The organism is Shimia aestuarii (assembly GCF_900114635.1).
GTDB lineage: Bacteria > Pseudomonadota > Alphaproteobacteria > Rhodobacterales > Rhodobacteraceae > Shimia > Shimia aestuarii.
The window spans coordinates 1,501,182-1,527,332 of sequence record NZ_FOTQ01000001.1 but is presented as its reverse complement, the minus strand read 5'-3'; the positions used below and the strand labels follow the sequence as shown (position 1 = coordinate 1,527,332).

General features: G+C 58.8%; 26 protein-coding genes. 13 read left to right on the top strand and 13 right to left on the bottom strand.

The window, feature by feature from the left end:
- Positions 1–27 precede the first annotated feature (27 nt).
- Positions 28–1,080 (top strand): ferrochelatase, encoded by a 1,053-nt coding sequence (gene hemH, locus BMZ35_RS07535; protein ID WP_093092338.1) that lies wholly within the window; start codon positions 28–30, stop codon positions 1,078–1,080.
- A 111-nt stretch (positions 1,081–1,191) separates the two neighbouring features.
- Here the strand turns inward: hemH and BMZ35_RS07530 are convergent, their stop codons facing one another.
- Positions 1,192–1,374 carry a hypothetical protein gene (locus BMZ35_RS07530; protein WP_093092336.1) on the bottom strand — a complete coding sequence of 61 codons (183 nt, stop codon included), beginning with the start codon at positions 1,372–1,374 and terminating at the stop codon, positions 1,192–1,194.
- Between the two features lie 144 nt (positions 1,375–1,518).
- Positions 1,519–2,115, bottom strand: a complete 597-nt coding sequence (locus BMZ35_RS07525; RefSeq protein WP_093092334.1) for a L,D-transpeptidase — start codon at positions 2,113–2,115, stop codon at positions 1,519–1,521.
- A gap of 160 nt (positions 2,116–2,275) precedes the next feature.
- Between BMZ35_RS07525 and dalA the strand changes: the two genes are divergently transcribed.
- Positions 2,276–2,797 (top strand): divisome-associated lipoprotein DalA, encoded by a 522-nt coding sequence (dalA, locus tag BMZ35_RS07520; RefSeq protein WP_093092670.1) that lies wholly within the window; start codon positions 2,276–2,278, stop codon positions 2,795–2,797.
- A 6-nt stretch (positions 2,798–2,803) separates the two neighbouring features.
- Here dalA and BMZ35_RS07515 read toward each other — a convergent pair whose 3' ends face one another.
- From BMZ35_RS07515 to hslO, 6 genes are all read right to left on the bottom strand, one after another.
- Complete coding sequence (locus BMZ35_RS07515; RefSeq protein WP_093092332.1) at positions 2,804–3,295, bottom strand: L,D-transpeptidase family protein; 492 nt, start codon at positions 3,293–3,295, stop codon at positions 2,804–2,806.
- Between the two features lie 89 nt (positions 3,296–3,384).
- The gene (locus BMZ35_RS07510; protein ID WP_093092330.1) at positions 3,385–4,599 is read right to left on the bottom strand and encodes a class I SAM-dependent RNA methyltransferase; all 1,215 of its coding nucleotides are present in this window, start codon (positions 4,597–4,599) and stop codon (positions 3,385–3,387) included.
- Positions 4,600–4,639: 40 nt separating this feature from the next.
- Positions 4,640–6,481 carry an ABC transporter ATP-binding protein gene (locus BMZ35_RS07505; RefSeq protein WP_093092328.1) on the bottom strand — a complete coding sequence of 614 codons (1,842 nt, stop codon included), beginning with the start codon at positions 6,479–6,481 and terminating at the stop codon, positions 4,640–4,642.
- 497 nt (positions 6,482–6,978) lie between these two features.
- Entirely contained in the window at positions 6,979–8,139 is a 1,161-nt protein-coding gene (locus tag BMZ35_RS07500; protein ID WP_093092326.1) for a CCA tRNA nucleotidyltransferase, read from the bottom strand.
- Positions 8,136–8,735 (bottom strand): CoA pyrophosphatase, encoded by a 600-nt coding sequence (locus BMZ35_RS07495; protein WP_093092324.1) that lies wholly within the window; start codon positions 8,733–8,735, stop codon positions 8,136–8,138. The genes BMZ35_RS07500 and BMZ35_RS07495 overlap by 4 nt, the downstream gene beginning before the upstream one ends.
- Positions 8,728–9,720, bottom strand: coding sequence for an Hsp33 family molecular chaperone HslO (gene hslO / locus BMZ35_RS07490; protein WP_093092322.1), 993 nt, complete (start codon positions 9,718–9,720; stop codon positions 8,728–8,730). The genes BMZ35_RS07495 and hslO overlap by 8 nt, the downstream gene beginning before the upstream one ends.
- Before the next feature lie 77 nt (positions 9,721–9,797).
- Between hslO and BMZ35_RS07485 the strand changes: the two genes are divergently transcribed.
- Positions 9,798–10,235: an NUDIX hydrolase gene (locus BMZ35_RS07485; RefSeq protein ID WP_093092320.1), complete on the top strand. Its 438-nt coding sequence runs from the start codon at positions 9,798–9,800 to the stop codon at positions 10,233–10,235.
- On the opposite strand, the gene BMZ35_RS07480 is transcribed toward BMZ35_RS07485, so the two are convergent.
- A complete protein-coding gene (locus BMZ35_RS07480) occupies positions 10,232–11,473 on the bottom strand; it encodes a PP2C family protein-serine/threonine phosphatase (protein ID WP_093092318.1) in 1,242 nt (413 codons plus the stop codon). The two genes, BMZ35_RS07485 and BMZ35_RS07480, sit on opposite strands and share 4 nt — an antisense overlap.
- A gap of 209 nt (positions 11,474–11,682) precedes the next feature.
- On the opposite strand from BMZ35_RS07480, the gene BMZ35_RS07475 reads away from it, so the two are divergent.
- The gene (locus tag BMZ35_RS07475; RefSeq protein ID WP_093092316.1) at positions 11,683–12,006 is read left to right on the top strand and encodes an Hpt domain-containing protein; all 324 of its coding nucleotides are present in this window, start codon (positions 11,683–11,685) and stop codon (positions 12,004–12,006) included.
- A gap of 3 nt (positions 12,007–12,009) precedes the next feature.
- Here BMZ35_RS07475 and ilvA read toward each other — a convergent pair whose 3' ends face one another.
- On the bottom strand, positions 12,010–13,248 hold the full coding sequence (ilvA, locus tag BMZ35_RS07470; protein ID WP_093092314.1) for a threonine ammonia-lyase IlvA: 1,239 nt from the start codon (positions 13,246–13,248) through the stop codon (positions 12,010–12,012).
- 326 nt (positions 13,249–13,574) lie between these two features.
- Between ilvA and BMZ35_RS07465 the strand changes: the two genes are divergently transcribed.
- The gene (locus BMZ35_RS07465; protein WP_093092312.1) at positions 13,575–14,639 is read left to right on the top strand and encodes a hypothetical protein; all 1,065 of its coding nucleotides are present in this window, start codon (positions 13,575–13,577) and stop codon (positions 14,637–14,639) included.
- 79 nt (positions 14,640–14,718) lie between these two features.
- On the opposite strand, the gene BMZ35_RS07460 is transcribed toward BMZ35_RS07465, so the two are convergent.
- The gene (locus BMZ35_RS07460) at positions 14,719–15,450 is read right to left on the bottom strand and encodes a hypothetical protein (protein WP_131814340.1); all 732 of its coding nucleotides are present in this window, start codon (positions 15,448–15,450) and stop codon (positions 14,719–14,721) included.
- A 136-nt stretch (positions 15,451–15,586) separates the two neighbouring features.
- Between BMZ35_RS07460 and BMZ35_RS07455 the strand changes: the two genes are divergently transcribed.
- On the top strand, positions 15,587–16,813 hold the full coding sequence (locus BMZ35_RS07455) for an argininosuccinate synthase (RefSeq protein WP_093092308.1): 1,227 nt from the start codon (positions 15,587–15,589) through the stop codon (positions 16,811–16,813).
- Positions 16,814–16,910: 97 nt separating this feature from the next.
- Positions 16,911–17,192: an SCP2 sterol-binding domain-containing protein gene (locus tag BMZ35_RS07450; RefSeq protein ID WP_093092306.1), complete on the top strand. Its 282-nt coding sequence runs from the start codon at positions 16,911–16,913 to the stop codon at positions 17,190–17,192.
- Positions 17,193–17,222: 30 nt separating this feature from the next.
- Here BMZ35_RS07450 and BMZ35_RS07445 read toward each other — a convergent pair whose 3' ends face one another.
- The gene (locus tag BMZ35_RS07445; protein ID WP_093092304.1) at positions 17,223–17,939 is read right to left on the bottom strand and encodes a sulfotransferase-like domain-containing protein; all 717 of its coding nucleotides are present in this window, start codon (positions 17,937–17,939) and stop codon (positions 17,223–17,225) included.
- Between the two features lie 195 nt (positions 17,940–18,134).
- On the opposite strand from BMZ35_RS07445, the gene msrA reads away from it, so the two are divergent.
- The 6 genes from msrA (at position 18,135) to BMZ35_RS07415 (ending at position 25,212) form a co-directional block, all read left to right on the top strand.
- Positions 18,135–18,797 (top strand): peptide-methionine (S)-S-oxide reductase MsrA, encoded by a 663-nt coding sequence (gene msrA, locus BMZ35_RS07440; RefSeq protein ID WP_093092302.1) that lies wholly within the window; start codon positions 18,135–18,137, stop codon positions 18,795–18,797.
- An 87-nt stretch (positions 18,798–18,884) separates the two neighbouring features.
- Positions 18,885–20,615: a sensor histidine kinase gene (locus BMZ35_RS07435; protein ID WP_093092300.1), complete on the top strand. Its 1,731-nt coding sequence runs from the start codon at positions 18,885–18,887 to the stop codon at positions 20,613–20,615.
- Positions 20,612–21,952 carry a sigma-54-dependent transcriptional regulator gene (locus tag BMZ35_RS07430; RefSeq protein ID WP_093092298.1) on the top strand — a complete coding sequence of 447 codons (1,341 nt, stop codon included), beginning with the start codon at positions 20,612–20,614 and terminating at the stop codon, positions 21,950–21,952. Before BMZ35_RS07435 ends, BMZ35_RS07430 begins: the two co-directional genes overlap by 4 nt.
- 129 nt (positions 21,953–22,081) lie before the next feature.
- Positions 22,082–23,092 (top strand): C4-dicarboxylate TRAP transporter substrate-binding protein, encoded by a 1,011-nt coding sequence (locus BMZ35_RS07425; protein ID WP_093092296.1) that lies wholly within the window; start codon positions 22,082–22,084, stop codon positions 23,090–23,092.
- A gap of 75 nt (positions 23,093–23,167) precedes the next feature.
- On the top strand, positions 23,168–23,800 hold the full coding sequence (locus tag BMZ35_RS07420; protein WP_093092294.1) for a TRAP transporter small permease subunit: 633 nt from the start codon (positions 23,168–23,170) through the stop codon (positions 23,798–23,800).
- 11 nt (positions 23,801–23,811) lie between these two features.
- Positions 23,812–25,212 carry a TRAP transporter large permease gene (locus BMZ35_RS07415; protein WP_093092292.1) on the top strand — a complete coding sequence of 467 codons (1,401 nt, stop codon included), beginning with the start codon at positions 23,812–23,814 and terminating at the stop codon, positions 25,210–25,212.
- A 2-nt stretch (positions 25,213–25,214) separates the two neighbouring features.
- Here BMZ35_RS07415 and BMZ35_RS07410 read toward each other — a convergent pair whose 3' ends face one another.
- The gene (locus tag BMZ35_RS07410; protein WP_093092290.1) at positions 25,215–26,096 is read right to left on the bottom strand and encodes a ribokinase; all 882 of its coding nucleotides are present in this window, start codon (positions 26,094–26,096) and stop codon (positions 25,215–25,217) included.
- Positions 26,097–26,151: the final 55 nt, after the last annotated feature.

Genomic DNA, 26,151 nt, shown 5'->3' with positions numbered 1-26,151 from the left:
GACTTAGCCAAGGGATCGACCCCACATATGACCAACGCAACCTGCCCGCACCACGCTCCTGCGGATCACCCGAAAGTCGCGCGCGGCAAAACGGGTATTTTGATCGCCAACCTGGGCACGCCGGACGACTATACCTATTGGCCCATGCGTCGCTATCTGAACGAGTTTCTCTCGGACAAGCGGGTTATTGATTACCCGTGGTGGAAATGGCAGCCGTTGTTGCAGCTGATCATCCTGACCAAACGCCCCTTCTCCAGCGGAAAGGCCTATGAGTCGATCTGGGACAAGGAGCGCGGTGAAAGTCCGCTGATGACGATTACCCGAAACCAGGCCGAGAAGCTCGCCGGGACCATGAAAGAACGCTACGGCGATCAGGTCATGGTCGATTTCTGCATGCGCTATGGAAATCCATCAACCAAATCCAAAGTCCGCAAGATGGTCGCGGCAGGCTGTGAACGCGTGCTGTTTTTCCCGCTTTACCCGCAATATGCAGGCGCGACGACCGCGACGGCGAATGACCAGTTTTTCCGCGCCCTGATGGAAGAAAAATGGCAGCCTGCAGCACGAACAGTTCAAGCGTATTGCGATCATCCCGCCTATATCGAAGCATTGGCTCGGTCGATCGAAGCGGCTTATGGCGCACTAGAAAAACGTCCTGACATCTTGGTTGTCTCCTACCATGGGATGCCGGAAAGGTATTTGTTGGAGGGCGACCCCTATCACTGCCAATGCCAAAAAACCACGCGGCTTTTGCAGGAACGACTCGGTTGGGATTCGACCGAGTTGACCACAACCTTCCAGTCACAGTTTGGGCCCGAGGAATGGTTGCGGCCCTATACCGTCGACGAAGTGGCTCGCCTTGCAAAAGAGGACGGCAAAAAGAACATCGCCGTGGTCGCCCCCGCCTTTTCCTCCGACTGCATCGAAACGCTTGAAGAGATCAACGAAGAGATCAAGGAAAGCTTTGAACACGCAGGCGGAGAGAAATTTACCTATATCCCCTGCTTGAATGATGACGCTGCGCATATCGATGCGCTGTCTGCAATCATTTCCGAGAATCTGGGCGGTTGGGTCAAATGACCTGACCACCGATCCCGCCAAACCCTGGGGATTTCAAGTCAAAATGTAAAAAAGGCGGAGCATCTGCTCCGCCTTTCTTGGTCTTCAAAAAGTTCGCTTCTAAGCTTGCGCTTAGTTGGCTGCGATAACTGCGCCAACGATTGCGATCAGCACCAGCGGAACCCAGATTGCCGACGAAGAGCTGGAAGCTTCTTCTTCGATTACCGGGGGTTCAACAACCGGCTCAGCCATCGAACCAGCAAACGCGGTCGATGCAGCAGCAGTCATAGCAGCAGCGAGAACGAGTTTCTTCATAGTATCCTCCAGATTTTGCCCGACGTCGCTAATGAGGACGACGTCAAGCACCCAAGACTTACCTCGTAACCCTGTCTAAACAGCAAAAAACCCCGATTGCAAACCCAACTTTTGGGGTTTCGGTTCAGACGCGCCAAAATGTCGTCAAATAAGCAACACTTGGGTGCCAACTTTGGCTAGCGAGAACAATTCCGAGATGTGCTCGTTATAAAGTCCAATGCAGCCGTTGGACGAGCGGCGCCCGATTTTCCGCGTGTCATGGGTCCCGTGAATTCGATAATACGTCCAGCTCAAGTAAAGCGCATGTGTGCCCAACGGGTTATCCGGACCGGGGCCAACATAATCAGGCCATTCTGGGTTGCGCTTTTTCATTGATGGCGTGGGACGCCAGCTTGGACCCTCGACCTTGCGTACGATGCTGGTGCGACCGCGGCGCGTGAGGTCTTCGGTAAGAGGGACCGAGGTCGGATAAAGCTTGTAAATGGATTCATCCGCCGACCAGTAATGCAGAGCGCGCGAGGTTGTATCAACCAAGATTGCACCGTTCCGAAGATCGGAGAAATAAGGTTGCCACTCTAGTGACCGAAAGCTGGAAATATTGCGCACCACCGATTGACTGATATCGCGCTCGACTTCAGTCGTGCTTGATTCAGTTTGGGCCAGTGCCGAGGTGCTCAGAAATGCGGCGCCGGATGCAAGAAAGGCGCGGCGGCCAAGCTTGTTCGACCGATCGTTCGTCATTGGAAGCTCCTAAAGGTTTTCTGATTGGACGACATTATTGCTGGAAAGCCGCAGTCGCAAATCAATCAAGCGTCAACTGGGCAAGGTCACGCCGATGTGGGTTTTCAAGGCAACGCCTTGCGGGTTAGACACGGTCCGACTGAAAAGACCAAACGGGGACATCATGCGTTCACTTGCCATTCTCTTGATTGCCATGCTGGGATTGGCAGCGTGTGACTCGTCGGGCGGTGCCGTAGGGGCAAAGCAATACCGGATTTCCTCAGGCTCGACCTCGAAAATCCAGTACCGCATTCTCGATTCGGTCAACGTCTTGCGTCAGGCTTCCGGTGCAGGTCCGGTTGAGTTGAACGCGCAATTGAACGCAGCTGCGGCTACCCACTCGCAGGATATGGCACTGCAAAACCGCCCTTGGCATTTTGGGTCTGACGGGTCCAGCCCGCTGGATCGTGTTGCCCGTGTTGGCTACACAGGCAAGTTGGTGGGCGAGACGATCTCGGAAACCTACGAAACCGAGATCGAAACCCTGGCGGCATGGATGGAACAGGATGACACACGCGCGGTCATTCTTGATCCCAATGCACAGGATATGGGCTTTGCTTGGTTCCAGGAAAAGAATGGCAAAATCTGGTGGACGCTCATCATGGGTCAGCGCCTTGGTGGCGTGAACATTGCCGCGTTCTAGGGGTGATCAGGGAAAGATCGAGACACGCGTGCCGTTCCTGACCATCGCGTAGACGTCACGCATTTCGGCGTTGGTGACAGCCACGCAGCCCGCCGTCCAGTCGTCCTTGCCATTCTGGTACTTGGATGGGCGGCCGTGGATAAAGATGTCGCCCCCCGGAGATTTCCCTATCGAGCGGGCATAGGCGCGGTCCGCCGCGTTGGGATAAGAAATCCCGATCGAAAGGTAGAACTCGCTGTTCGGATTGCGGCGATTGACGAAATAATCGCCTTCGGGTGTGCGCCCATCGCCTTCGATCTGTTTGTGACCCACAGGTGCGAACCCAAGTCCGATATCATAGGATTTCAGCGCCTTATCATGGTGCATCAGGTACATCTTGCGCTCTTCTTTGTAGATCAGAACGCGCGTGACCTCGGGCCCGTTATAGGTTTTGAATTTGGAGCAGCTCGCCAGGCCAAAGGCCATCAGCGCCACAAGTAGAATGGATATCCAACGCATCGACAGGTTTCCTCGTCCGTTGCCGGCTTCTTTATGGGCACTTCTATAGCAAAGAAAGCCCGAATTGGCGCTTCACGCCTGTGTGAAAGTCAGACACGGACGAACCGCGCGGCCAGCTCGACATGCGCCGACCATCGGAACTGGTCCACGACCTGAACCCAGTCTAGACGATATCCGCCCTTGATAAGAATGGCCGCGTCCCGCGCAAAGGTCACGGGATTGCAGGACACAAAGGCAATCTCACGCATATCGGAAAGGGCCAATTCGGCGACCTGCGCCTCGGCACCGGCACGCGGCGGGTCGATCACGGCAAAATCATAACGCAAATCGCTGGCAATAATCGGGTTTCGAAACAGGTCACGCGCCTCGGTCGTGACCTGCTTGAGCCCATGCGCCTTGCGCCAACCCGCATCGAGCGCCCGGACCATGGCAGCTTCCCCTTCGACCCCGTGCATCTGGGCACGTTCCGCCAGAGGCAGTGTGAAGGTGCCGCAGCCGGCGAACAGGTCAACGCCCTTGGTTCCTTGGGTAATCGCTTCCTGCACAGCGCCCAGAAGCGCGTTTTCGCCATGTGGCGTGGCTTGCAGAAAGGCACCCGGAGGAGGAACGACGTCAGCCGTGCCTAAGGTCTGAACCGGTGAGACACGGGTCGCGACAATTTCGCCGTCCCATGTCAGCCGTGCAAGCCTGTGCCGTTCGGTTTCCTGTGCCAACTGTGCCATCAAGGGTCCGTCCAGCGGTTTACCTCCCACCACGGCAAGATCAAGACCGACCTCGGACAGGGTCGCTGTCACTGAAACCTCGCCCTTGCGCGAACTGCCAACCTTGGCAAGATCTGCCGACACCGCCAACGCGGGCAGCAAACCCGGGTCCAGAAGTTGGCAATCGGGAATCTCGGTGATCACGTCTGACGCACGGGCATGAAAACCGGCCGTCGACCCCTTCTTGGTGCGCCGCGCCGATATCACTGCACGCCGCCGGGATTTTGCCGGGGAGGTCAGGATCGGGCGCATGTCGGACTCGATCCCCTGAGCGGCAAGCGCCTGTCGGACAACAGACACCTTCCAATCCGCGACAAACCCATCCGATGCATGTTGCAACTGGCATCCGCCGCAGGCCTTGTAGTGTCGGCAGGGGGGTTTGACCCGGTCCCCGGATGGGGTCATCACACGCATATCGGTCAGGCGGTTGCCCTCGACAACGCCACTGACCACCTCGCCCGGCAGGGCCATCGGTGCAAATATGGGCCCCGCAGCGATGCCGTCGCCTTGATGCCCCAACCGTTCAATCACATGTTCCGTCATGCCCGGCACCTAACCCGCAGAAGGGGCCACGGTCAAATGCCTACTCAGCCGCATCATCCGCATTCAGGAACCCACCCGATTGCCGCGCCCAGAAGCCGGCGTACAACCCATTCTTGGACAAGAGATCGGAGTGGCTGCCCTGTTCCACGATATGTCCCTGCTCCAGAACCAGAATCCGGTCCATCCTCGCGATCGTTGACAGGCGGTGCGCAATTGCAATCACGGTCTTGCCTTCCATCATCCCGTAAAGCGTATCCTGGATCACAGCCTCAACCTCGCTGTCCAGAGCGCTGGTCGCTTCGTCCAGAAGCAGGATCGGGGCATCCTTGAGAATGACCCGCGCCAACGTGATCCGCTGCCGCTGTCCCCCCGAAAGTTTGACCCCGCGCTCTCCGACATGAGCGTCATAGCCCTTGCGGCCTTCAGGGTCTTCCAGATCAAGAATGAACTCATGCGCCTCAGCCTTTTTCGCGGCGTCGATCATCTCGTCTTCCGTGGCGTCGGGGCGCCCATAGAGAATGTTATCCCGCACGGAACGATGCAGAAGTGAACTGTCCTGCTGCACCATCCCGATGACGTCGCGCAAACTGTCCTGTGTGACCTGAGCGATATCCTGACCGTCGATCAAAATACGGCCCTGCTCGGCGTCATAGAAGCGCAGCAGCAGCTTCACCAGCGTTGATTTTCCGGCACCAGACCGCCCGATCAAACCGATTTTCTCGCCGGGCTGAATGGTCAGGGATATCTTGTCCAACCCCCCGGCCCCACGACCATAGTGATGCGACAGAGATTGAATTTCCACTTTGCCTTCAAACATCTGCAAAGGTTTGGCGTCTTCGGAATCGATAAGATCAATCGGTTGCGCAATCGTCTCCATGCCTTCGGCGACCACCCCCAATTGCCGAAAGAACGAGGTCAACGCCCACATGATCCATCCGGTCATGGCATTGAGCCGCAGAGTAAGCGCCGTCGCCGCCGCCACGACACCCACAGACGCCTCGCCCTGCATCCAGAGCCAGACCGCCCAGCCCACCACGGACACAATGAGAATGCCGTTGAGCATCACCAACATGACGTCCATCATCGTGTAAATCCGCATTTCGATCTGAAAAGTCTTGCGAGAATGCTCAATCGCGTCACGGGCATAGTCCAGCTCGCGCTGATTATGGGCAAAAAGCTTGACCGAATGTATGTTGGTATAGGCGTCCACCACCCTTCCCGTCACCCGAGAACGCGCATCCGATGCGGTCTTGGACGCAGGCCCAACCCGTTTGATCGTCCAGCCCACGAGACAGGCGTATAGTGCAATCCATCCCAGCATCGGAATCACAAGCCGCGGGTCCGCATCCGAAAGCAGCAGACCGGCACCAATGAAATAGGCGATGGAAAACGTGATGGCGTCAAACACCTGGAACACAGCTTCTCCGGCAGCGGGTGGAGTCTGCATGATCCGGTTTGCGATGCGCCCCGCAAAGTCATTCTCGAACCACCCAACAGATTGACGCAAAACATGTTTATGCGCCCGCCAGCGGATCAGCGTGCCAAAGTTCGGCAGCACCGCATTGTTCAGCAGCAAAACATCCAGTGCCTGCAACGCAGGACGCAGAAACAGAACGAACAGCGCCACAAGGATCAGCTCGACCCTGTGTTCCTCCCAGACCTGAGACGGATCGCCCGCCAACAGATCGACAATCCGCCCCATGTACCCGATCAACCCGATTTCAACAGCAGCCACGATCACGGACATGATTGTGGCAAGGACAAAGACCTTGCGAAACGGGCGCATGTAACGCGCCATGAACGGCCAGAGACGTCTGGGGGGATGATCCTCTTCGACATAGTCGCAATACGGATCAACGAGATTTTCGAAAAACTTGAACATGGGAAAACCTGATTGGAAAACGGCAAGGTGTAGCGTGCGCGCCGGATGGCACGCGCTGGCGGTGGTATGGGCTTAGCTCAGCCAGATCCCGCGATACATCTTGCACCCTCCATTATCCGGTACGCCTTCATGCTGCCGTACCGAAACTCACCTGTCAATTGGTGCCAAGGTTAAGAGTTTGTGACGGCCTTCGAACGCATGCGGCATGCCAAATGGCGCGAATCACCGGTTAACAGCTGTGTTTCATGGATTTTGGCAATCGGTATTGCGTCGGTATCACGTCGGTATTGCATCGGTATCGACCCGCCGGAAAGCCCGGTTAATCCATAGAACGATGCATTTAGGCCAATGGTCAGAAAAACATGCCCCGACGCCCGGAACTTTCATCTATTAAAAATACCGTGGGGGAGTCGCCTCAAGGCGACCGGGGGCAAGGCCCCCAAAACAGGCTCAGCTTTGCTGAGCCATGCCCAAGCAGAAGGCGCGGGAGTGTTCGGTCAGGACAAGGCCGCCTGCAAGAGCGTGGCGCGGTCCATCGCAAAACCCGACTCAATCCACATGGTTTCCAGCCGCTTCAAAACCGAACCCAGTGCAGGCCCGGTTATCTGCGGCATCAGGTCCGCGGGCTTTACAGGGAATGTCGCGCGTGCGCCACGTGCTGCTTCTGCCACAACATCCCCCACCATCGGCATTTCAAAAACGGCGGCGCGCAGCGCAAGAATAGACAGCGCCATCTGCGACCCATGTCGATAACCAAGCTCTGCCGCCCCCTGCATCCCGACCAGTCCATCACGCATGTCCCTCAGGCTGCGGACCTGTTTCCGGGACAGCCGCAACGCCTCGCCTGTATCTTCGCCCCCCAGCACGGCGAGACGCCGGATCGGATCGGGCGACAGGCCCAGTTCGGTTTCGAAATGCACAAGCGGGGCAAGCGCCTTGTCGTCACAGCCCGGCAAAACAGCGCCCAGCGCGCCCGTGCTGCGCATCGCCGCCACAGCGGGTGCCGGGTCGGGCGCCCCGAGAAGGCGACGCATCTCATAGCCGATGCGTTCGCGCGACAAGGTGGCCATGCCTTCGATTTCTCCGGCGATCGCAGACAATGTCTCGGGATCCATCCCGGCCTCTTCATCGCCATACCATGCATGAAATCGGAAATAGCGCAGGATGCGCAGGTAGTCTTCGCGGATGCGCAGGTCGGCATCGTCGATAAAGCGCACCCGCCGATTGTTCAGGTCGACCATCCCGCCCAAAGGATCGACAACCGTACCGTCAGGACGCGCATATAGCGCGTTCATGGTGAAGTCGCGGCGATGCGCGTCGTCTTCAACCAATGTGGAAAAGGCGACAACTGCGCGCCGCCCATCCGTTTCGACATCCTTGCGAAAGGTGGTGATCTCATGCGGAACATGGTTCGACACGACGGTGATCGTGCCATGATCGATCCCGGTCGGGATCGCCCTCAGGCCGGCAGCCTCTGCCAACTCCACGACACGTGTCGGCACGGCGTCGGTGGAAATGTCGATGTCATTGACCTCGACCCCCAGAAGCGCATTGCGCACACACCCGCCAACAAAAAGCGCCTGGAACCCCGCATCGGTCAGCATGCGGCAAACCGCCTGCGTTTCCGGGGCCTGGATCCAGTCGCCGGTGAGTTTCATGGGCTTTGCATCCTGTCAGCCAGGCCCCGCAGGATGCGCGCGGTGGCGCCCCAGATGTAATAAGGGCCGAATGGCACGGTGAAATAGTGACGTCTTGTTCCCTGCCAGCGGCGCGACTGCACGGAAAACCGGGTCGGGTCCGTGACATGTGCCAGAGGCACCGAGAACACTTCTTCCACCTCGCCAGGTTCGGGAATGATCTCGAATCTGTCTCTGATCAGGCCCAAAACGGGGGTCACGGTAAAGCTGGTGACGGTCTCATGGGCAGGCAAAGTGCCGAGAACTTCGACATTGTCCACGGGCAGCCCGATTTCCTCCTGCGCCTCGCGCAGCGCGGCAGCGGTCACATCCGCATCGCCTTCATCCTGCTTGCCACCGGGAAATGCGATCTGACCCGGGTGATGCTTGAGATGCGAGCTGCGTTTGGTCAGGATGACATGCGGAATGTCTCCGCGCAGCTCAATGGGCACCAGCACCCCGGCCGGGCGCAGTTTTCGACCCTTGGGCAGCACGACGTCGGGATTGAGATCAAAATCCGACGAAGCGCCGCTTTCAAGGGTCAACGCACGCAGAACCGGGGCGAGAGGATCAGGCACCGTCAACCTCTTGCGCGTCTTTGCCAACAGTCTTGGGATCAAGATCGTAATGTGCGCCGCAGAACTGGCAATCAGCGGTGACACGACCTTCGGGCGTGGTCATCTTCTCGATATCCTTGGCCGAGTAGATCGACAGGCTGGCGCGCACGCGATCCTCGGAACAGGTGCAACCAAACTTGATCTGCTGTGCGTCATAAACACGGGGCTGTTCTTCGTGGAACAGGCGGATGAGAAGATCGGTCGGCGCCACGGAGGGGCCGATCATTTCCAGGTCTTCCACTGAATCCAGAAGGATGTTCACACGGTTCCAGTTTTCGCTGTCATCATCGTTCAGCACATCCTGCGCCAAAAGAATGCCGCCTTCGCCGCTGCCGCCTTCGCCGGTCACATGGGGCGAGGCTTTCGGCATGTGCTGGAGCATGACACCGCCCGCACGCCAGTGTTCGGGCACACCCGGCTCGATGGATTTGCCGAAGCGTAGAGAAAAGCGGGTGGCCAGCTGTTCGGACTGGGCAAAATACGCCTCGGCCGACGCCTTGAGCGAACCGCCGGTCAGGGCGGAGATGCCCTGATAAGGCTTGGTACCGTTGCCCTGATCGATCAGGATGGCAAAGTAGCCATCCCCCAACTGGTCGAACGGAGCCGCGTCGGTAATCCGGTCGGCATCGAAACTCGCATAGGCACGGATGCGGGCCGGGTCGCCCTCTTTCGTCGGTCCGTAATAGTCGGTTGCGATCATACGAACCGGGCCGTTGGTCTGAACCTGAAGCGACAGTTTCCAGCGCAGCTTGATCGTTTGTCCGATCAACGCGGTCAACAGGGCCATTTCCGCCACAAGCGCTTCGACCTGGGGCGGATAGTCATGTTGTTTCAGCACGCCCGACAACACGCCGTCCAGACGTGCAACGCGCCCGCGCATATCAGATTTGTCCAGCTGGAACGGCAGAACAGTGTCGTCCCAGGCGATTTTGGTTCCAAGAGTCATGGGGTTTCCTTATCGGCCTTCCCTTGCCATACCGCGACTATATAAGGGCGACAAGGGCAACAAAAAGGGGTCGAGCCATGATACCGAGGTTCGGAGAACCGCCACGGGTGGATGTTCGGTACCGGATGCGGCCCGGTGCCTATGCTGTTCTGTTGCGTGGGGATCGGATGCTGATCACCTATCAGGAGGAGCCGGATGACGAATTCCAGCTTCCCGGCGGAGGAATTGATCCCGGCGAATCTCCTGTCTCTGCGCTTCATCGGGAAGTCTACGAGGAAACCGGCTGGACCATGAGCGCGCCACGTCGGCTTGGGGCGTTTCGCCGGTTCGTATTTATGCCGGAATATGACATGTGGGCCGAGAAGCTGTGCACGATTTACCTCGCGCGCCCGGCGCACCGGATCGGCCCGCCGACCGAGGCCGGGCATAGTGCGCATTGGGTAACTGTCGAGGCGGCGGTCGAGTTGCTGGGCAACGCTGGGGATCGCCACTTTGCGGGTCTGTTCCTACGTTAGTCGATTGTTTTATTACCGCGGTATTCCAGCAGAATTCCCGAGATGTCATCCGGGAACCCCTGCCCCCCGGTGAATTCGTCAAGCTGCCAGACCATCGCCTGAAGCATGGTTTCGAGTTCGTGACCGGCATAGTCGGAGACAAGCCGCTCCAAACCCTCCTCACCAAGCATATGCCCCTTTTGGTCGGGGCATTCCGTGACCCCATCCGACAGCATCATGAGCCGGTCGCCGGGGTAGAGTGAAACGGTGAACTGCGAAAACTCGGCCCCCGGAATCAAGCCCACTGGCAACCCGCCCGGTCCGTCCTGTTCAATCGTACCATCCGCGCGCTGAATCAGGGGGTGTGGGTGCCCGGCCTGGGACATGGTGATGATGCCGGTTAGAAGATCAACATCGGCCAGAAGCATCGTAAAGTAATGCTCGGTCTCCATCTCATCGAGGGTGATGTCATTGAGCCGCGCGATCACCTGTTGAGGTTCGAGATGAATGTGCGAGCCGTCGGGCAACACCTGCATGGCGACATTCTGTTCGGGAGAGGAAGAAGACAGATAGCCCGCCAGGCGCGCGGTGATCAAAGCGGAGCTGATGCCATGGCCGGAAACGTCGATGGAATAGAGGCCGATGCGCGTGTCGCTGATCCGATAGTGTCCGACCAGATCGCCACCCACATGTCCCGAGGATTGCAAAAGCAATGACACCGCCGCCGGGCCGAAATCGCGAAACCGATCCGGCACGAGGGATTGTTGCAGTTTCTTGGCCTCGATCAGGTCCATGTCCAGCGAGTCGTAGACACGCTGCAATTCGTCTAGCGTGTCGGAAATGACCCGGTTTTTCTCTGTCAATTCGCGTTGCATCCGAAGGATACGTTCACCGGCGCTAATCCTGGCGCGCAGTTCGTAGGCGTTAACGGGCTTAGTCAGGAAATCGTCCGCACCGGAATCGAAACCCTGCGCCACTTCGGCTTTTTCGCTCTTGGATGTGAGCAGGATGAAGTAGCCATAATCATCGCCGGGCAAGGCACGGAATTCACGGCAGAACTCCAAACCGTCCATTTCCGGCATCATCCAGTCGGACAGGACGAGATCCGGGCGTGTCGTCCGGCAAATTTCAAGCGCTTCCTGCCCGGACGCCGCTTCGATCACCTCGTACCCGTCCCGCTTGAGTGATACGCTCAGAATCCGGCGCTGGACGCGCGAGTCATCCACCAGCAAAACCCGCTGGATCACGCCGGGATGCATCTCCTGATCCGTTTCCGAAGTGCTCCTTTGAGCCGGTGTCAAATGCAAAGCTTGAACCTTTTACGCTGTTGTTCACGACAATCCCCAAGGGTTTAGGGTCGCGCCCCTTAACGGCAGGTCAAACCTAAAATTGAAGTGATTCAAATGCTGAATACCCAGACTTTGTTAAGGCTTTCCTGTCAGCCTTTGCTGAAACCAAGGAGAGACCGATGATAAACTGGAAGCGCGTCGAGGAGCTGCGCGATGAGATCGGCGCAGAGGATTTCAATGAAGTGGTCGAGCTGTTTCTCGACGAGGTAGAAGAGGTGATCGAAAGATTGCAGACACAGCCCGACCTCGGGCGGCTGGAGGCCGATCTGCATTTTCTGAAAGGCAGCGCGCTGAACCTCGGGTTTCACGCCTTTTCGCTGTTGTGTCAGGCAGGCGAAGTCGCCGCAGCCAGCGGCAAGGCCGAAACGGTCGACCTCGCCAAAACCATTCAGAGCTTTTTCGACTCCAAGGCCGAGTTCGAGAGCAAGCTGGCCGCCGCCTGAGGGCTAGAGCACGAACTGACCCAGGGTTTCGTCGGTGGTAATGTCAGTATAGGTCAGCCCGGCCTTGTCCAGCCGGGCAAACAGCGCGTCGAAGTTCTCCGGGCGGCGGGTTTCGATACCGATGAGGACAGACCCGAAGTTGCGCGCCGATTTCTTGAGATATTCGAACCGGGAAATGTCATCTTCCGGCCCGAGGATTTCGAGAAAATCACGCAAAGCGCCGGGACGTTGAGGCATGCGTAAGATAAAGTACTTTTTGACGCCGGAATAGCGCTGGGCGCGTTCCTTGACCTCGGGTAGACGCTCAAAGTCAAAGTTGCCGCCCGACGTGACACACACAACGGTCTTGCCCCGAATCTGGTCAGCGATGTCAACGAGTGCATCGACCGCCAGCGCACCGGCTGGCTCAAGCACAATGCCTTCAACATTCAGCATCTCGATAATCGTGGTGCAGATCCGATCTTCGGGCACGGCGAGCACGTCTTTTGAATCGATATCCCGCAAGCGCGCGAATGTGCGTTCGCCAATTCGCGCCACCGCCGCCCCGTCCACGAAACTATCTACATGATCGAGCGTCACCGGCTCTCCAGCCCAGAGCGCCGCGGCAAGGCTGGCGCCACCAGCGGGTTCGACGAGAGTATACGCGGTTTGATCGCCGAAATAGCTGCGCACCCCCGAAGAGAGCCCGCCCCCACCTACCGGCAGGATCACCCGGTCTGGTAAACGGCCAAGCTGTGCTTGGATTTCAACAGCGACAGACGCCTGCCCTTCGATCACATCGTCATCGTCAAACGGGGACAGGAAGGCGGCGTTTTCGGCACGGCAATATCCCTGCGCTGCGGCGAGGGTATCGTCAAAATAGTCTCCAACAAGGCGGATTTCGATATTTTTACCGCCAAACACCTGTGTTTTGAAAACCTTTTGCTGGGGCGTGGTCACGGGCATGAAGATGACTCCATGCACCCCGAAATGCTTGCACATATAAGCGACGCCCTGTGCGTGGTTGCCCGCACTGGCACAGACAAAATTCTGTTGCAGCGGATCGTCGTCCAGAACTTTGCGCATGGCGTTGAAGGCACCACGCAACTTGTAGGACCGGACCGGGCTCAGGTCTTCACGTTTGAGCCAGATTTCCGCACCGAACCTTGCGGACAGATGATCGTTACGCATGAGCGGTGTTGCCGGAAAAACGTGGCGCATGGCCTGTTCCGCAGCCTTGGCCTGATCCTGAAAAGTCTTCATCGGTTTGTCCCCTTTGAGGCTTGTTTTTAACAAGGCCGACGCGCGTGGCCATAGGAGAATTGCGCAACCGAAGCCAAAACAATCGGCACGATTGTGCCGCCCCCCGGCAAAACTCTGCCGGATTATGGGTCGGTCAGGATTAACCGTTTTCGAGAGTGGAAATTCGCCACAGATATGCAAGTGCCACAATTCTATCGCAATTGTGCGCCAAACCAATTCATGAACAGCTCCGGCTTTGCTTTACCAGAGTAACAGCCCAGAATAACGGGAGGACAAACATGCGATTTACCGGAAGAACCTTCGCAATCCTTGCAATCTCAACGTTGATGTTCGGAAGCGTTTCGACAGCGGCGCTCTTTGTCGTTGCCGACGCCGCTTATGCCAAGAATGGCGATGGCGGTGGAAATGGCGGCGGCAACGGCGGCGGCAATGGTGGAGGAAATGGCAACGCTGGCGGCAACGACGGCGGGCATGGCCAAGGCCATGGTCAAGGCGTCGGGAAAGATCACGGTGCAGGCAAGTCGGCGGCAAACGCGGGCCGTGGTCAATCTGGTCAAAATGGCAAATCATTCAAAGCGACCATCAGCGATATCTTCGGCATCAGCAAAAGCAAGGCAAATAAAGCCGCGCAGGCCAAGAGCACCCAAACCGCCAAGGCAGCACCAACATCGAAGGGCCCCAAAACCATCGCCGGTATGCGAGCCAATCAGTTGGGAAGCATGAACGCAGCCTTCAATGCCAACATCAACGCGGTTATGGCGCATATTGCCAACGGGAACACCAACGGTCCTGTCGGAGCGGTGGCCGCACTTGCGATTGCTGATCACAATGCAATTGGCGCCGCGGACGTGGTCGGGCTTGCCGAAATGTTCGCTGATCTGGAAAACGCTCTGACCCAGGCCGGATATACCGACGTCGAGAGCTATTTCGGTGCATTGAACGGCATCGAACCGATTGCCGAAATCGAAGCCGCGCGTGAAGACGAAACCGCTTTGTCGGACGCGCTTGCCGAGAACGGTTTTGCCTCTCTTGCGGACTATGACGCAGCCGTTGCGGGCGCCGAAACCGATCCGGACGTGGACAATGCGATCGCAGCCCTGGGCGGAGATACGGCTTCGCGGACGGATGTTACCGCATCCGAGCCGTCAGAGGCAGAAATTGCAGAGGCCGAAGCGGCTCTTGAGGCCGTCACTGCTGCCGAAACCGGGATTATGGATAGCTGGAACAAGAGCGAAGATGCCACGGAAGCGCAAAAGGCAGACCTTTTGGGCGCGCTACGCGATCGGTTGTCAGACAGCAGCGAAGCCATCTCTGCGGCGGTTGAAGATGCAAAAACCACCGAGGAAACGACGGGTGTCATCACCGAGCCCGAAGAAGACTCGGCCACCTGACGATTTGACGTGATGTATACCTTGCGAAACCCGGCCTGCGGTCAGGCCGGGTTTTTTGGATCGCGGTGTGGCTTGGCCTTCAAACCGTACGTTTCTCGACCGCGATGCCATAGATCGTAGTCAGGATGCTGATCCCAAGCATGATGTAGAGCCAGTTGATCCCCAAAAGCACTAGGCCTCCCAGGAGGGGAATCACCCCAGCGACCAGCGCACCGGCAAAGACAAGAACCACGATCGAGACAACAAACAGGAACATTGTGGCAAGGATCGCACCAGACAGCGGTTTGGTCGCTTGCCACGCCTGCCCCATCTTGAGCGGTTTTTCTATTGCCGCACCCGGCAGGATCGGCGAAAGGCGGTAAAAGGCCCAGCTTGTTCCGATCCCAACAAAGATGGTGATCAACACGGCCACGGGCGCGGCCCAGAACAGCACAAGCCAGACACCGGTAATAATCAGGACCGCACCAAGACCAACGGTCAGCCCCATGAGCAATGCCCGCCAGAAATAAGCCAGCATCCGGCCACCATGAAAAGCGGGCACGGCCCCGGTCGGGTATTCTTCCAGTAGAATGAAACGGTGCCAGGCCACGGCGACCCACAACGCAGAAACCGCCAGAAGCAGCTGCAGCAGGCCGGATGTTGGCGAAACCTCGGTGCGGCCACTTGGATCGGGCTCTTGCACAAAGAACTCGGGTCCGACGAGAACCAGCCCCAGAACCATGATCACGACCAGCGGGGTAGACAGCCGTAGAGAGGTCTGCCAGTTGCCGACCACCAGCCGTAGGGAATGTTTGAATAGCTCAATATTCATCGTGCGTCCTTTTTGGGTTTGTCGCGCCCAGAGTAGCGGCATTTGATCGTGGTTTGACAAGTCACGATTGCGCGTCCCTTGCCCTGCGGCGCAAAACCCGGTATCGCGCCTGCGATAGACGAATGAGGGATTAGACATGTCCGCGCCCAAGAAAGTTGTCCTGGCCTATTCCGGTGGCCTCGATACCTCGATCATCCTGAAATGGCTGCAAACCGAATATGGTTGCGAAGTCGTGACTTTCACGGCCGACCTTGGTCAGGGAGAAGAGCTTGAACCCGCCCGCAAGAAGGCAGAGATGCTGGGGATCAAGCCCGAGAACATCTACATCGAAGACGTGCGCGAGGAATTCGTGCGTGACTTCGTGTTCCCGATGTTCCGCGCCAATGCGCAGTACGAGGGGTTGTATCTGCTGGGCACGTCGATTGCGCGCCCGCTGATTTCCAAGCGTCTTGTCGAGATTGCCAAGGAAACCGGCGCGGATGCCGTCGCGCATGGCGCAACCGGCAAAGGCAACGACCAGGTACGGTTCGAACTGGCAGCCTATGCGCTGAACCCCGATATCAAGGTGATCGCGCCCTGGAGGGAGTGGGACCTGACCTCGCGCACCCGCCTGATTGACTTTGCCGAAAAGAACCAGATCCCGATCGCCAAGGACAAGCGCGGCGAAGCGCCGTTCTCGGTCGATGCGAACCTGTTGCACACCTCGTCAGAGGGCAAGGTTCTGGAAGATCCCGCCGAGCAGGCACCCGACTATGTATTCCAGCGCACCGTGCATCCCGAAGACGCACCGGACACGCCGGAATATATCGAGATCGGCTTTGAAAAGGGTGATCCCGTGTCGATCAACGGCGTGGCGATGAGCCCGGCGACGATCCTGACCGAGCTGAACGAATATGGCCGCAAGCACGGCATTGGCCGTCTGGACCTTGTTGAAGGTCGGTTCGTGGGTATGAAATCACGCGGTATTTATGAAACGCCGGGCGGCACGATCCTTCTTGAAGCCCATCGCGGAATCGAGTCGATCACCATGGATCGCGGCGCGATGCATCTCAAGGACCAGCTGATGCCGCAATACGCCGAGCTGATCTATAACGGCTTCTGGTACAGCCCAGAGCGCGAGATGCTGCAGGCGGCCATCGACCTGAGCCAGGAGCACGTCACCGGCACAGTTCGCGTGAAGCTCTACAAGGGTCTGGCAAGCACCGTGGGCCGCTGGTCGGATCATTCGCTGTATTCCGAAGAGCACGTCACTTTCGAAGAAGATGCGGGCGCGTACGATCAAAAGGATGCAGCGGGCTTCATTCAGCTTCAGGCGCTGCGGCTCAAGCTGATCGCAGTGCGCAACAAGCGCGTGGGCAAATAATCGCTAACGTTGACGTAAGCGGAAGCCACGTCATCGTTGAGAGTTCGGGAATGCCCGCCTAGCAGTAAGGCGGGCATTTTCTATTTGAGGGTTCAACATGCTGGAGCAGGTTGTGGAGCGGATGCAGGCGGAGCTGGCATCCAAGAGTTTTGACGGGTCTTTGAAGTTCGACTGCGGTGACGCGGGCGTTGTCGTTTTGGCGGACGGGACCGCGACAACCGTGGATCAAGACACCGATTGCACGATCCGTATTACCGATGAAAATCTCGTGAAGTTGCTGACCGGCAAGCTGAACCCCATGACCGGCGTAATGATGGGCAAACTCAAGGTTTCAGGCGACATGGGTGTGGCGATGAAGCTGGGGAAGCTGTTGGGCTGATCGCTTAACCGACCGAATGGGCGCCTTGAGTCAACTCAACCGTTGTGCACGTAGCTTTTCATAGATCGGCATGGCGTCGTTCAACACCGGTTGCAGGTGCTTTGGCACCTCGGGCAAAGGCCCCTCGGCCCCCGCGAAGCCCGTTGAATTCCAGACCGCGCCGTACCAGTGGGACGCCCAGACGCCATCGTCCTTGTGACCGCCTTTGGGCCAGTTCAGCATGGCGGGAAGGAAGTCTAACTCTATGGCATCACATAGTTTTTTCAGCATCTGTTCCGGGTTTTCGCGGATGTCGTGGCTGTCGATGACGAGGGGGGTCTGGCCCCAGCTTGTCACAAGATCGAACAATTCGGCCTGTTGCGGGAAACCGATATCGGTGAGCGTGGGGTTTTCGCGTTTGGCGGCGTAGCTGGCGATAACACGGGCGGGGTGGCGGATGAGGAAGACATTGACCGCCTCCCGCATCCAGTCTCGGGGCACTCCGGGCACCATGTGCTGGGTCATGTGTTTTTGATAGAAATGCGGTTTTTCGGCTGGATTAGAGCCTGATAGAGCTGCCGCAACCTCCTCTGGGTCTTGCGATTGGCTGGCAAGAATCTCGTCCCGCATGGGGTGGTCGATCCCGGTCAGTTTAAGGTAGGCAGCATAAAACGGTTCGTCGACAACGGCGCAGTCCGGGCGGTTGCCGAAACTGTACATCATGGCCGTCGAGAGGTTGCGGGGGCCGCTCCACATGGCGATTTTCACGTGGCATTCTCCTGTTCGGTATCGCGTCGGTAAAACGTCGGTATTGCGTCGGTATCGGTGCGCTTTTGGCGCGACGCTAGAGAAACCCCAACCCGCCGCCAAGAGGTAAATCGTTTTCACCAAGCCGTGACATTTGATGTCAGCCAATTGCGCCGGACGCGCGATCAAAGCAGCCTGAGCGCGTGGAGTGAAAAAATGTCAAAGTTACACAATCTCAAGAATGCCGTACTGTTTGTTCTGATCCTTGTTGGTGCCATGGCGCATGGACGCCATGCTCAGGCTGCCGGGAGCGAGACCCTGATTGTTGCGGGGGGATGTTTCTGGTGTGTTGAGAGCGATTTCGAATCCGTGCCCGGCGTAAAAGGCGCGGTCTCGGGTTACACCGGCGGAACCACAAAGAACCCCACCTACAAAGAGGTGACGCGCGGCGGCACCGGACATTACGAAGCGGTGCAGATCCGGTTCAATCCCGACAAGGTCAGCCGGGATCAGTTGCTTCACATGTTCTTTCGTTCGGTCGACCCGACCGACGCGGGGGGCCAGTTCTGTGACCGGGGTGACAGCTATCGCACCGCAATCTTCTATTCAAACCCGGCCCAGAAACAGGCCGCCGAAAATGCCAAGCGCGAGGCACAGGTTGCCCTGGGCCGGAAGATCGTGACGCCAATCCTGCCCGCCAAGACCTTTTACAAGGCCGAAAGCTATCATCAGGATTATTACAAGGGGACCAAGATCACGCTGACCCGGTTTGGCCCCAAGAAGCAATCCGAAGCCTACAAACGCTATCGCAAGGCTTGTGGACGGGACAAAACCGTCAAGGCGCTCTGGGGCAACGCGGCTCCGTTTGTCGGGCACTGATTGCAGCCTCCGGCAAAACCCTTTCCAACGGCGCGGGGATTTGGGTAGGGTCGCGCATCTCTGCCCCCATTGCCGCGACCGAGGTTCATGGTCCGAATACCCCTCATATTGACCATCGTCGGCACCGCGCTGCTTGGCATGATCGTGCACAGTGTTTCTTTTGGCTATTTTGCAACCGAAGAGGTGAGCAAGGCCGAAGGGCGGCTTTCGCTTTATCGCAGTTCGGTTGAGGCCGAGCTGGAGCGGTTTGCCCACCTGCCCCGAATCCTTGCCCGCGACACGTTCGTGATTGACGCGGCCAAGGGGGGCGGCACCGGGCCGTTGAATGCGCGGCTGGAAAGTTTTGCTGCGCGGGCCGGGCTAGACGCGATTTACCTGATGGGGCCGGACGGGTTTACGATTGCCGCGTCCAACTACGCCCTGCCATCAAGTTTTGTCGGGCAGAACTATGCCTTTCGGCCCTATTTCAAACAGGCGATCGAGGGGGATCAGGGGCGGTTTTATGCGATAGGATCGACAACCGGAGAGCCCGGGTATTTCATCGCCAACGCGGTGCGCGACAGGGGCGGCGCCATCCTTGGCGTGATCGCCATCAAGAAAAGCCTGAGCGAGTTGGAACAGAGCTGGGTCGCGTCGGGCGAACAGGTCATGTTGGTCAATCAGGATGGGGTGGTGATGCTGGCGTCGGATTCGGCGTGGCGCTATCGCACCCTTCAGGCGCTGGATGCCGCCAAGAAGGACGAGATCCGCAGGGCGCGGCAGTTTGCGGGCAAGCCGCTGGAGCCGCTGGACTGGACACCGAATGAGGGCGCGCGGGCGTCGATTGGCGGTGTGGTGCGGCTGCATCTTGTTGCCAGTACCCTGCCGCATGGCTGGGCACTTCATTACTTTGCAAGCGATGATCGGGCGGTTGCGCGCAGTTGGTTGGCAACGGCGGTCGTGGTGTTGGCGGCGGGGTCACTGTTGATCCTGTTCCAGGTGCAACGGGCGCGCCGGATCGGGCGGGCGTTGCAGCGTTCGGAAATGGAAGAGGCGCAGTTGCGCGAGTCCAACGCCAAGCTGGCGGTCGAAATCTCCGAGCGAAAAACGGCGGAACAGAGACTGAAACAGGCGCAAAGCGAGCTTGAGCGGGCGAGCCGTCTGGCCGCACTTGGGGAATTGTCGGCCTCGGTCACGCATGAGTTGGGGCAGCCGATTGCCGCGATGCGCAACCACATCGCGGCGGCAGAGTTTGGTCCGGCAGGGATCACGCCCTTGACCACGCATATCGGCGGCCTTGTGGATCGGATGGAGGGCATTACCCGCCAATTGAAGTTCTTTGCCACGCCCGAGCGAGAACCGTTCGAAGTGTTCGACCTGCGCGAAGCGATGGCGGCCGCGCTGGCACTTGTGGCGCCGAATATCGAGGCGCTGGGGTGCGTGGTGGACCGGGCACCGGGCGAGACGCCCGCGTCGGTTCGGGGCAGCCGGCTGCGGATTGAGCAGGTCATGACGAACCTGCTGCGCAACGCGGTGGACGCGATGGAGGGCGTTGCCGCGCCACGGCTTTCGGTGCGGATTGGTTCCGAGGGCGACCAAGTGTATTTCGAAGTGGCTGATACCGGACACGGGCTTGGTGCGGCGACGCTGAACGAGTTACAGGAACCGTTTGTCACGACCCGTGAGAGCGGGCACGGCATGGGGCTTGGCCTTGCGATCTCGGACAACATCATCAAGGATCACGAAGGCAGAATGAGCGCGCGGAACAGGGCCGAAGGTGGCGCAGTGTTCCGGGTGACGTTGCCACGTGTTTCACAAAAGGAAAGCCACGGCGCATGACGCAAGCAACCCCTTATTCCGTTCTGGTTGTCGATGATGACAAGGCCATGCGCCAGTCGCTTCTGGCCCTGCTGGAAGCGGCGGGTTGGGTTGCCGAGGCGGCGCCGCGCGGGGACGTGGCGCTTGAGCGGTTGCGCGGAATGTCGGCGGACGTGACCCTGTCAGACGTGCAGATGCCGGGGATGAGCGGATTGGAATTGTTGGCGGCGCTGGACGTTGCCACCGCGCCGCCGCTGGTTCTGATATCGGCGCATGGGGATATTCCGATGGCCGTGCAGGCGATGCAGGACGGAGCCTATAGCTTTGTGGAAAAACCGTATGATCCGCGCCGGTTGCTGAGCATCCTGACCCATGCCGCCGACCAATACCGCATGCGCCAAAGCAATGACCGGCTTCGGGCGCGGCTGTTCGAGCTGGCGGGGCTGGACCGGGTATTACTGGGGGAAACCGATGCGGTGCGGGCGCTGCGCCACGAGATCCTGGACCTTGCCGCAACGGAGGTGCCGGTGTTGATCGAGGGCGAAACCGGCACCGGCAAGGAACTGGTGGCACGCGCGCTGCATGATCTGAGCCCGCGGGCGGACAAGCCGTTTCTGGCGCTGAACTGCGCAGCTCTGTCGCCGGAAGGTTTTGAGGCCGAGATGTTCGGCGTTCAGGGGCAAAGCGACGGGCGGTTAGTGATGGCGTCGGGCGGGACGCTGTTTCTTGACGAGGTTGGGGCGTGCCCGCCTACGGTGCAGGCCAAGCTGTTGCGTGTGATCGAGGACGGGCAGGTTTTGCCCGTGGGGGCTGCGGAGCCGGTGTCAGTGAACCTGCGGGTGGTGTCAGCGACGAATGTCGATACCGAAGCGGCGGTGCGCGATGGGATCCTGCGGCAAGATCTGCTGTTCCGGCTGAATACTTTCATGCTCAGCCTGCCGCCGTTGCGCCAGCGTCGCGATGACATCATGCTTTTGGCGGCACATTTTCTAGGCGAATATGCACGACTGCACGAGACCCAACAGCCGGAAATCACGCATGAAGATGCCGCCGCGCTTTTGGCGCATGACTGGCCCGGCAATGTGCGCGAACTGCGCAATGTTTGCGAACGCCGGGTTCTGGCTGCACGGCGCGGCGGCGGGAGCCTTGGAGCGGCGATCCGGGCGGACCAGATGTTTGACGACGTGCCCGATACCCTGCGCGAGGCGGTGGCGTCGTTCGAACGCGAGTTGATTGGCAAGGCGATCAAGGCGAATGAGGGGCGCATGGATGCCGCCGCCGAAGCCCTGGGGATTGGGCGGCGGACGTTGAACGAGAAAATCGTGAAACTCGGTCTCGACAAAAACGCGCTTTTGTAGCCGCAAAACTGCCCTGCGGAAATCCGCAGGCCGCCCGACATTTCGCGCGCATTTTCCTTCATAGGCAGGTCCGGCGCGTCCCTGCATGTTACCGGCCATCCAATCCAGACGCATGCGGGAGGAAATCTTATGCGTAAACTGATGAGCCAGACGGCTGTTGCCGCCCTGACCCTTGCCTTTGCAACCGAAGCCATGGCCACCGAATGGAGCGTATCCCTCTGGGGCAAACGACGCGCCTTTACGGAACATGTCGAAAAGCTGGCCGAGCTGGTCAGCGAAAAAACCGGGGGCGAATTCACGCTGAACATCAGCTATGGCGGCCTTTCCAAGAACAAGGAAAACCTTGACGGGATCTCGATCGGCGCCTTCGAGATGGCACAGTTCTGTGCCGGGTATCACCGCGACAAGAACCCGTCGATCACGGTTCTGGAACTGCCATTTCTTGGCGTGAGTTCGCTGGAGCAGGAAGTTGAACTTTCGATGGCGGTGTATCAGCACCCCGCCGTGCAAAAGGACCTGGCGCGCTGGAACGCGACCCTCCTGATGCCGTCGCCGTTGCCGCAATATAACCTTGTCGGTGTGGGCGATGCGCCTTCGACTCTTGCGGATTTCGAAGGGCTGAGCGTGCGTGCCACCGGCGGCATCGGCAAGGCGATGGAAACCGTGGGCGCAGTGCCGACATCCATGTCAGCCTCGGAAGTGCGGCAGGCCATGGATAGCGGCATCGTCAAGGCGGTGGCCTTTGCCCCGCACGCCCACATGTCGTTCGGCACCATCGAAAACGGGACCTGGTGGACCACCAACCTCAACCCCGGCACGGTCAACTGTCCGGTTGTGGTGAATACCGATGCGCTGAATGATTTGTCTGATGAGCATCGCGCGGCGCTGCTGGAGTCTGTGGACGAAGCGCTCGCCTACTACGTCGAGTTCTACAATTCGAAAACCATGGCGGCCTGGGGTCCGGCGCTCGAAGAGCGCGGGATCGCTCAGGTCACCTTCTCGGTGGGCGCCGTTACAGCCTTCAAGGAAGCCGCCGCCGCCCCCGCCGCGGCTGCGTGGATCGAGGAAAACACCAAGCGCGGTTTGCCCGCACAAGAGTTGTATGACCTTGTGACCGGCATGATTGCCAAGGGCGAGTAAGACTCGTCTTGCGGCGTCGCCCCATGGCGACGCCGGATTTCCTTTTCCGAAATGACATATTGACGGAGGCTCGCAATGGCAGGCTCGTCACTAGTGTTGTCCGATGACAGCACGCTCAGCAAAATCGACACTTCTCTTTACAAAATGGAACGCGTTCTTGCCCTTCTGAGCGGGTTGGCAGTGTTCTCGCTCATGGTTCTGGCCGTGTTTTCGGTGGGAGGACGCAATCTCTTCAATACGCCGCTGGCGGGATACGTGGACTGGATCGAACAGGCCATGCCTTTGATCGCGTTCATGGGCGTGGCCTATACCCAGCGCGATGGCGGGCATATTCGCATGGACATGCTGGTGGGGGCCTTGAAAGGGCGGTCGCTTTATGCGGTCGAATTCCTGACGACGCTGGCCATTCTGGCGCTGATGCTGCTGTTGGTTTGGGGAAGCTGGGCGCATTTCGCGCGCAGTTTCGATTTTGGCGCACCAATGTGGAGCCGGGACAGTTCCATGGATATCGCCCTGCCCCTTTGGCCGGCAAAGCTTCTTGCACCGGTGGCGTTTGGTGTTCTGTGTCTGCGGCTTGGGCTGCAGCTTTGGGCCTATGCCCGCGCGTTTTTCCACAATGACGAAACCCCGGTCGCCGTGCCGTTGGTGGCGGATGCCGCCACACAGGCCGCGATGGAAGCCGAGCATGTCTCGGGCCACGATACGTAAGGAGCAGACACATGGAACCGATTGAAATTGGGCTTGTGGTCTCGGGTGGATTGTTGGTGCTTGTTGTTCTGGGCATGCGCGTGGCCTTCGCCGCAGGTTTGGCGGGCATGGTTGGCCTGATCTGGATCTTCTGGGCCAAGTTTGGCTATGATCCAAGCCGCTTTGGCAAGGCGCTGACCATTGCGGTGAAGACCGCCGGGCAGGTGCCGCATTCCAAGGTGTCGTCACAGGCTCTTTCGCTGATCCCGACATTCATCCTGATCGGCTATCTCGCCTATTACGCCGGATTGACCAAGGCACTGTTTGAAGCGGCCAAACGCTGGCTTGCCTGGGTGCCGGGGGGTTTGGCGGTGTCGACCGTGTTCGCGACCGCCGGTTTTGCCGCCGTGTCGGGTGCATCAGTCGCAACCTCGGCTGTGTTTGCCCGGATCGCGATCCCGGAAATGCTTGCCATCGGTTATGACAAACGGTTCGCTGCCGGGGTTGTGGCGGCAGGTGGCACGCTGGCATCTCTCATCCCGCCGTCGGCCATCCTCGTGATATATGCGATCATCGTGGAACAGGACGTCGGCAAGCTGTTGCTGGCGGGCTTCATTCCCGGTGCATTCTCGGCGGTTATCTACGGCATCCTGATCATTGGCATGGCGTTGACCATCAAGGGGTTTGGTCCTGCGGTGTCCGGGTTCACGTGGAAAGAGCGGTTCGTGTCGCTGCCACCGGCCCTGCCGATCCTGTTCGTGGTCGTGACCATCATCTTCTTTGTCTACAACCCGTTTGGTGGCGACGCCTGGGGTACGCCGACCGAGGGCGGCGCCATCGGGGCCTTTGTCGTGTTCCTGATGGCGCTGTATCGGGGGATGCGGTGGGCCGAGCTGAAGGACGCGCTTTTGGAGACCGCCAAGCTGAGCGTGATGATTTTCACGATCATCTGGGGCGTTCTGATCTATGTGCGCTTCCTTGGCTTTGCAGACCTGCCGGGCGCGTTTTCGGACTGGATTACGTCGCTCACCATGTCGCCCATGCTGATCCTGATCATGATCCTGCTCGCCTATGCGGTGCTGGGTATGTTCATGGATGCCATTGGGATGTTGTTGCTGACCCTGCCCGTGGTTTACCCAGCGGTCATGGCGCTCAACGGGGGTGAATTCGTGTCGGCGGCGGACAGCACCTTTGGCATGAGCGGACCCATGTGCGCGATCTGGTTTGGCATCCTCGTGGTGAAAATGGCCGAGTTCTGTCTTATCACGCCGCCGATTGGGCTGAACTGCTTTGTCGTGGCCGGGGTGCGCGATGACCTTTCGGTGCAGGATGTGTTCAAGGGTGTCACGCCGTTCTTTATCGCCGATGCCGTGACGATTGCCCTTCTGGTTGCCTTTCCAGCCATTGTCCTGTGGTTGCCGGGACAGGTTTAGAACTAGTCGGGGGCCCGGAAACGGGCCTCCGTCACTTCCTTGAGATCGGGAATGACATCGGCTGTACCAACCCGCGTGACCATGAGAGCGGCGGCGCGCGAAGCCAGTGTTAGAGCCTGTTCCATCGGAAAACCGCGATCTCTTGCTGCCAGAGCATAGCCGGTGAACGTATCCCCTGCCCCGGTCGTATCGACAGGTGTGACCGGCAAGGCGGGGAAATCGCGCGCTTGTCCATCGTGAATCCAGCGCGCGCCTTTTGATCCAAGCGTAACGACGACGTCTTTGACGCCCAGCGCGGCAGGGTCTTTACCGGTTTCCTCTGAAAGCTGGCTGGCCTCCACCTCGTTCAGGATCAGGAAGTCAAGGTAAGGGAGCACCTCTTCTGTGGCCGCGACATCAAAAGGCGCGGCGGCATAGGCGATATAGAGCCCAAGATTGCGGGCCATTTCCACCGCTTGCCGCTGAAGGGTGGTTTCGTTCTGAAACAAAAGCGTGTCGCCGGGAGACGCCTCAGACAGGGCTGCGGCAAGGGTGGTTTCGGGGATGGCGTGATTTGCCCCTGGTAAAAGGACAATGGCGTTCTCGCCATGGTCATCCACATTGATGATCGCGTGCCCCGTCGGGGTGTCGGGTAGTTGCGCGATGTGGCGCGTATCAACACCGAATTCGGTCAGGCGGTCTCGTGCCCAAACGCCATCTGGTCCCACTGCACCGATATGAACGACACGCGCGGCAGCTCGGGCGGCGGCGACGGACATGTTGGCGCCCTTGCCACCCAAACCGCGCGTGAAATCTGTTGCAGCCAGCGTTTCACCCGGGCCGGGCAGATGCGGGACGCGATAGAAATAATCCGCGTTGATCGAGCCGAGATTGTAGATTGCCATGTTGAGACGTCCTGTTTGCCTGAGAGGCAGTCGAGCAAATCAGGATGCGCTTGTC

Excerpts from the sequence above, each read along its gene's own strand:
- hemH (WP_093092338.1), top strand. The coding sequence starts at position 28 with ATGACCAACGCAACCTGCCCGCACCACGCTCCTGCGGATCACCCGAAA.
- BMZ35_RS07530 (WP_093092336.1), bottom strand. The coding sequence starts at position 1,374 with ATGAAGAAACTCGTTCTCGCTGCTGCTATGACTGCTGCTGCATCGACC.
- BMZ35_RS07525 (WP_093092334.1), bottom strand. The coding sequence starts at position 2,115 with ATGACGAACGATCGGTCGAACAAGCTTGGCCGCCGCGCCTTTCTTGCA.
- BMZ35_RS07515 (WP_093092332.1), bottom strand. The coding sequence starts at position 3,295 with ATGCGTTGGATATCCATTCTACTTGTGGCGCTGATGGCCTTTGGCCTG.
- BMZ35_RS07510 (WP_093092330.1), bottom strand. The coding sequence starts at position 4,599 with ATGACGGAACATGTGATTGAACGGTTGGGGCATCAAGGCGACGGCATC.
- BMZ35_RS07505 (WP_093092328.1), bottom strand. The coding sequence starts at position 6,481 with ATGTTCAAGTTTTTCGAAAATCTCGTTGATCCGTATTGCGACTATGTC.
- BMZ35_RS07500 (WP_093092326.1), bottom strand. The coding sequence starts at position 8,139 with ATGAAACTCACCGGCGACTGGATCCAGGCCCCGGAAACGCAGGCGGTT.
- hslO (WP_093092322.1), bottom strand. The coding sequence starts at position 9,720 with ATGACTCTTGGAACCAAAATCGCCTGGGACGACACTGTTCTGCCGTTC.
- BMZ35_RS07485 (WP_093092320.1), top strand. The coding sequence starts at position 9,798 with ATGATACCGAGGTTCGGAGAACCGCCACGGGTGGATGTTCGGTACCGG.
- BMZ35_RS07480 (WP_093092318.1), bottom strand. The coding sequence starts at position 11,473 with ATGCATCCCGGCGTGATCCAGCGGGTTTTGCTGGTGGATGACTCGCGC.
- BMZ35_RS07475 (WP_093092316.1), top strand. The coding sequence starts at position 11,683 with ATGATAAACTGGAAGCGCGTCGAGGAGCTGCGCGATGAGATCGGCGCA.
- ilvA (WP_093092314.1), bottom strand. The coding sequence starts at position 13,248 with ATGAAGACTTTTCAGGATCAGGCCAAGGCTGCGGAACAGGCCATGCGC.
- BMZ35_RS07465 (WP_093092312.1), top strand. The coding sequence starts at position 13,575 with ATGTTCGGAAGCGTTTCGACAGCGGCGCTCTTTGTCGTTGCCGACGCC.
- BMZ35_RS07460 (WP_131814340.1), bottom strand. The coding sequence starts at position 15,450 with ATGAATATTGAGCTATTCAAACATTCCCTACGGCTGGTGGTCGGCAAC.
- BMZ35_RS07455 (WP_093092308.1), top strand. The coding sequence starts at position 15,587 with ATGTCCGCGCCCAAGAAAGTTGTCCTGGCCTATTCCGGTGGCCTCGAT.
- BMZ35_RS07450 (WP_093092306.1), top strand. The coding sequence starts at position 16,911 with ATGCTGGAGCAGGTTGTGGAGCGGATGCAGGCGGAGCTGGCATCCAAG.
- msrA (WP_093092302.1), top strand. The coding sequence starts at position 18,135 with ATGTCAAAGTTACACAATCTCAAGAATGCCGTACTGTTTGTTCTGATC.
- BMZ35_RS07435 (WP_093092300.1), top strand. The coding sequence starts at position 18,885 with ATGGTCCGAATACCCCTCATATTGACCATCGTCGGCACCGCGCTGCTT.
- BMZ35_RS07430 (WP_093092298.1), top strand. The coding sequence starts at position 20,612 with ATGACGCAAGCAACCCCTTATTCCGTTCTGGTTGTCGATGATGACAAG.
- BMZ35_RS07425 (WP_093092296.1), top strand. The coding sequence starts at position 22,082 with ATGCGTAAACTGATGAGCCAGACGGCTGTTGCCGCCCTGACCCTTGCC.
- BMZ35_RS07420 (WP_093092294.1), top strand. The coding sequence starts at position 23,168 with ATGGCAGGCTCGTCACTAGTGTTGTCCGATGACAGCACGCTCAGCAAA.
- BMZ35_RS07415 (WP_093092292.1), top strand. The coding sequence starts at position 23,812 with ATGGAACCGATTGAAATTGGGCTTGTGGTCTCGGGTGGATTGTTGGTG.
- BMZ35_RS07410 (WP_093092290.1), bottom strand. The coding sequence starts at position 26,096 with ATGGCAATCTACAATCTCGGCTCGATCAACGCGGATTATTTCTATCGC.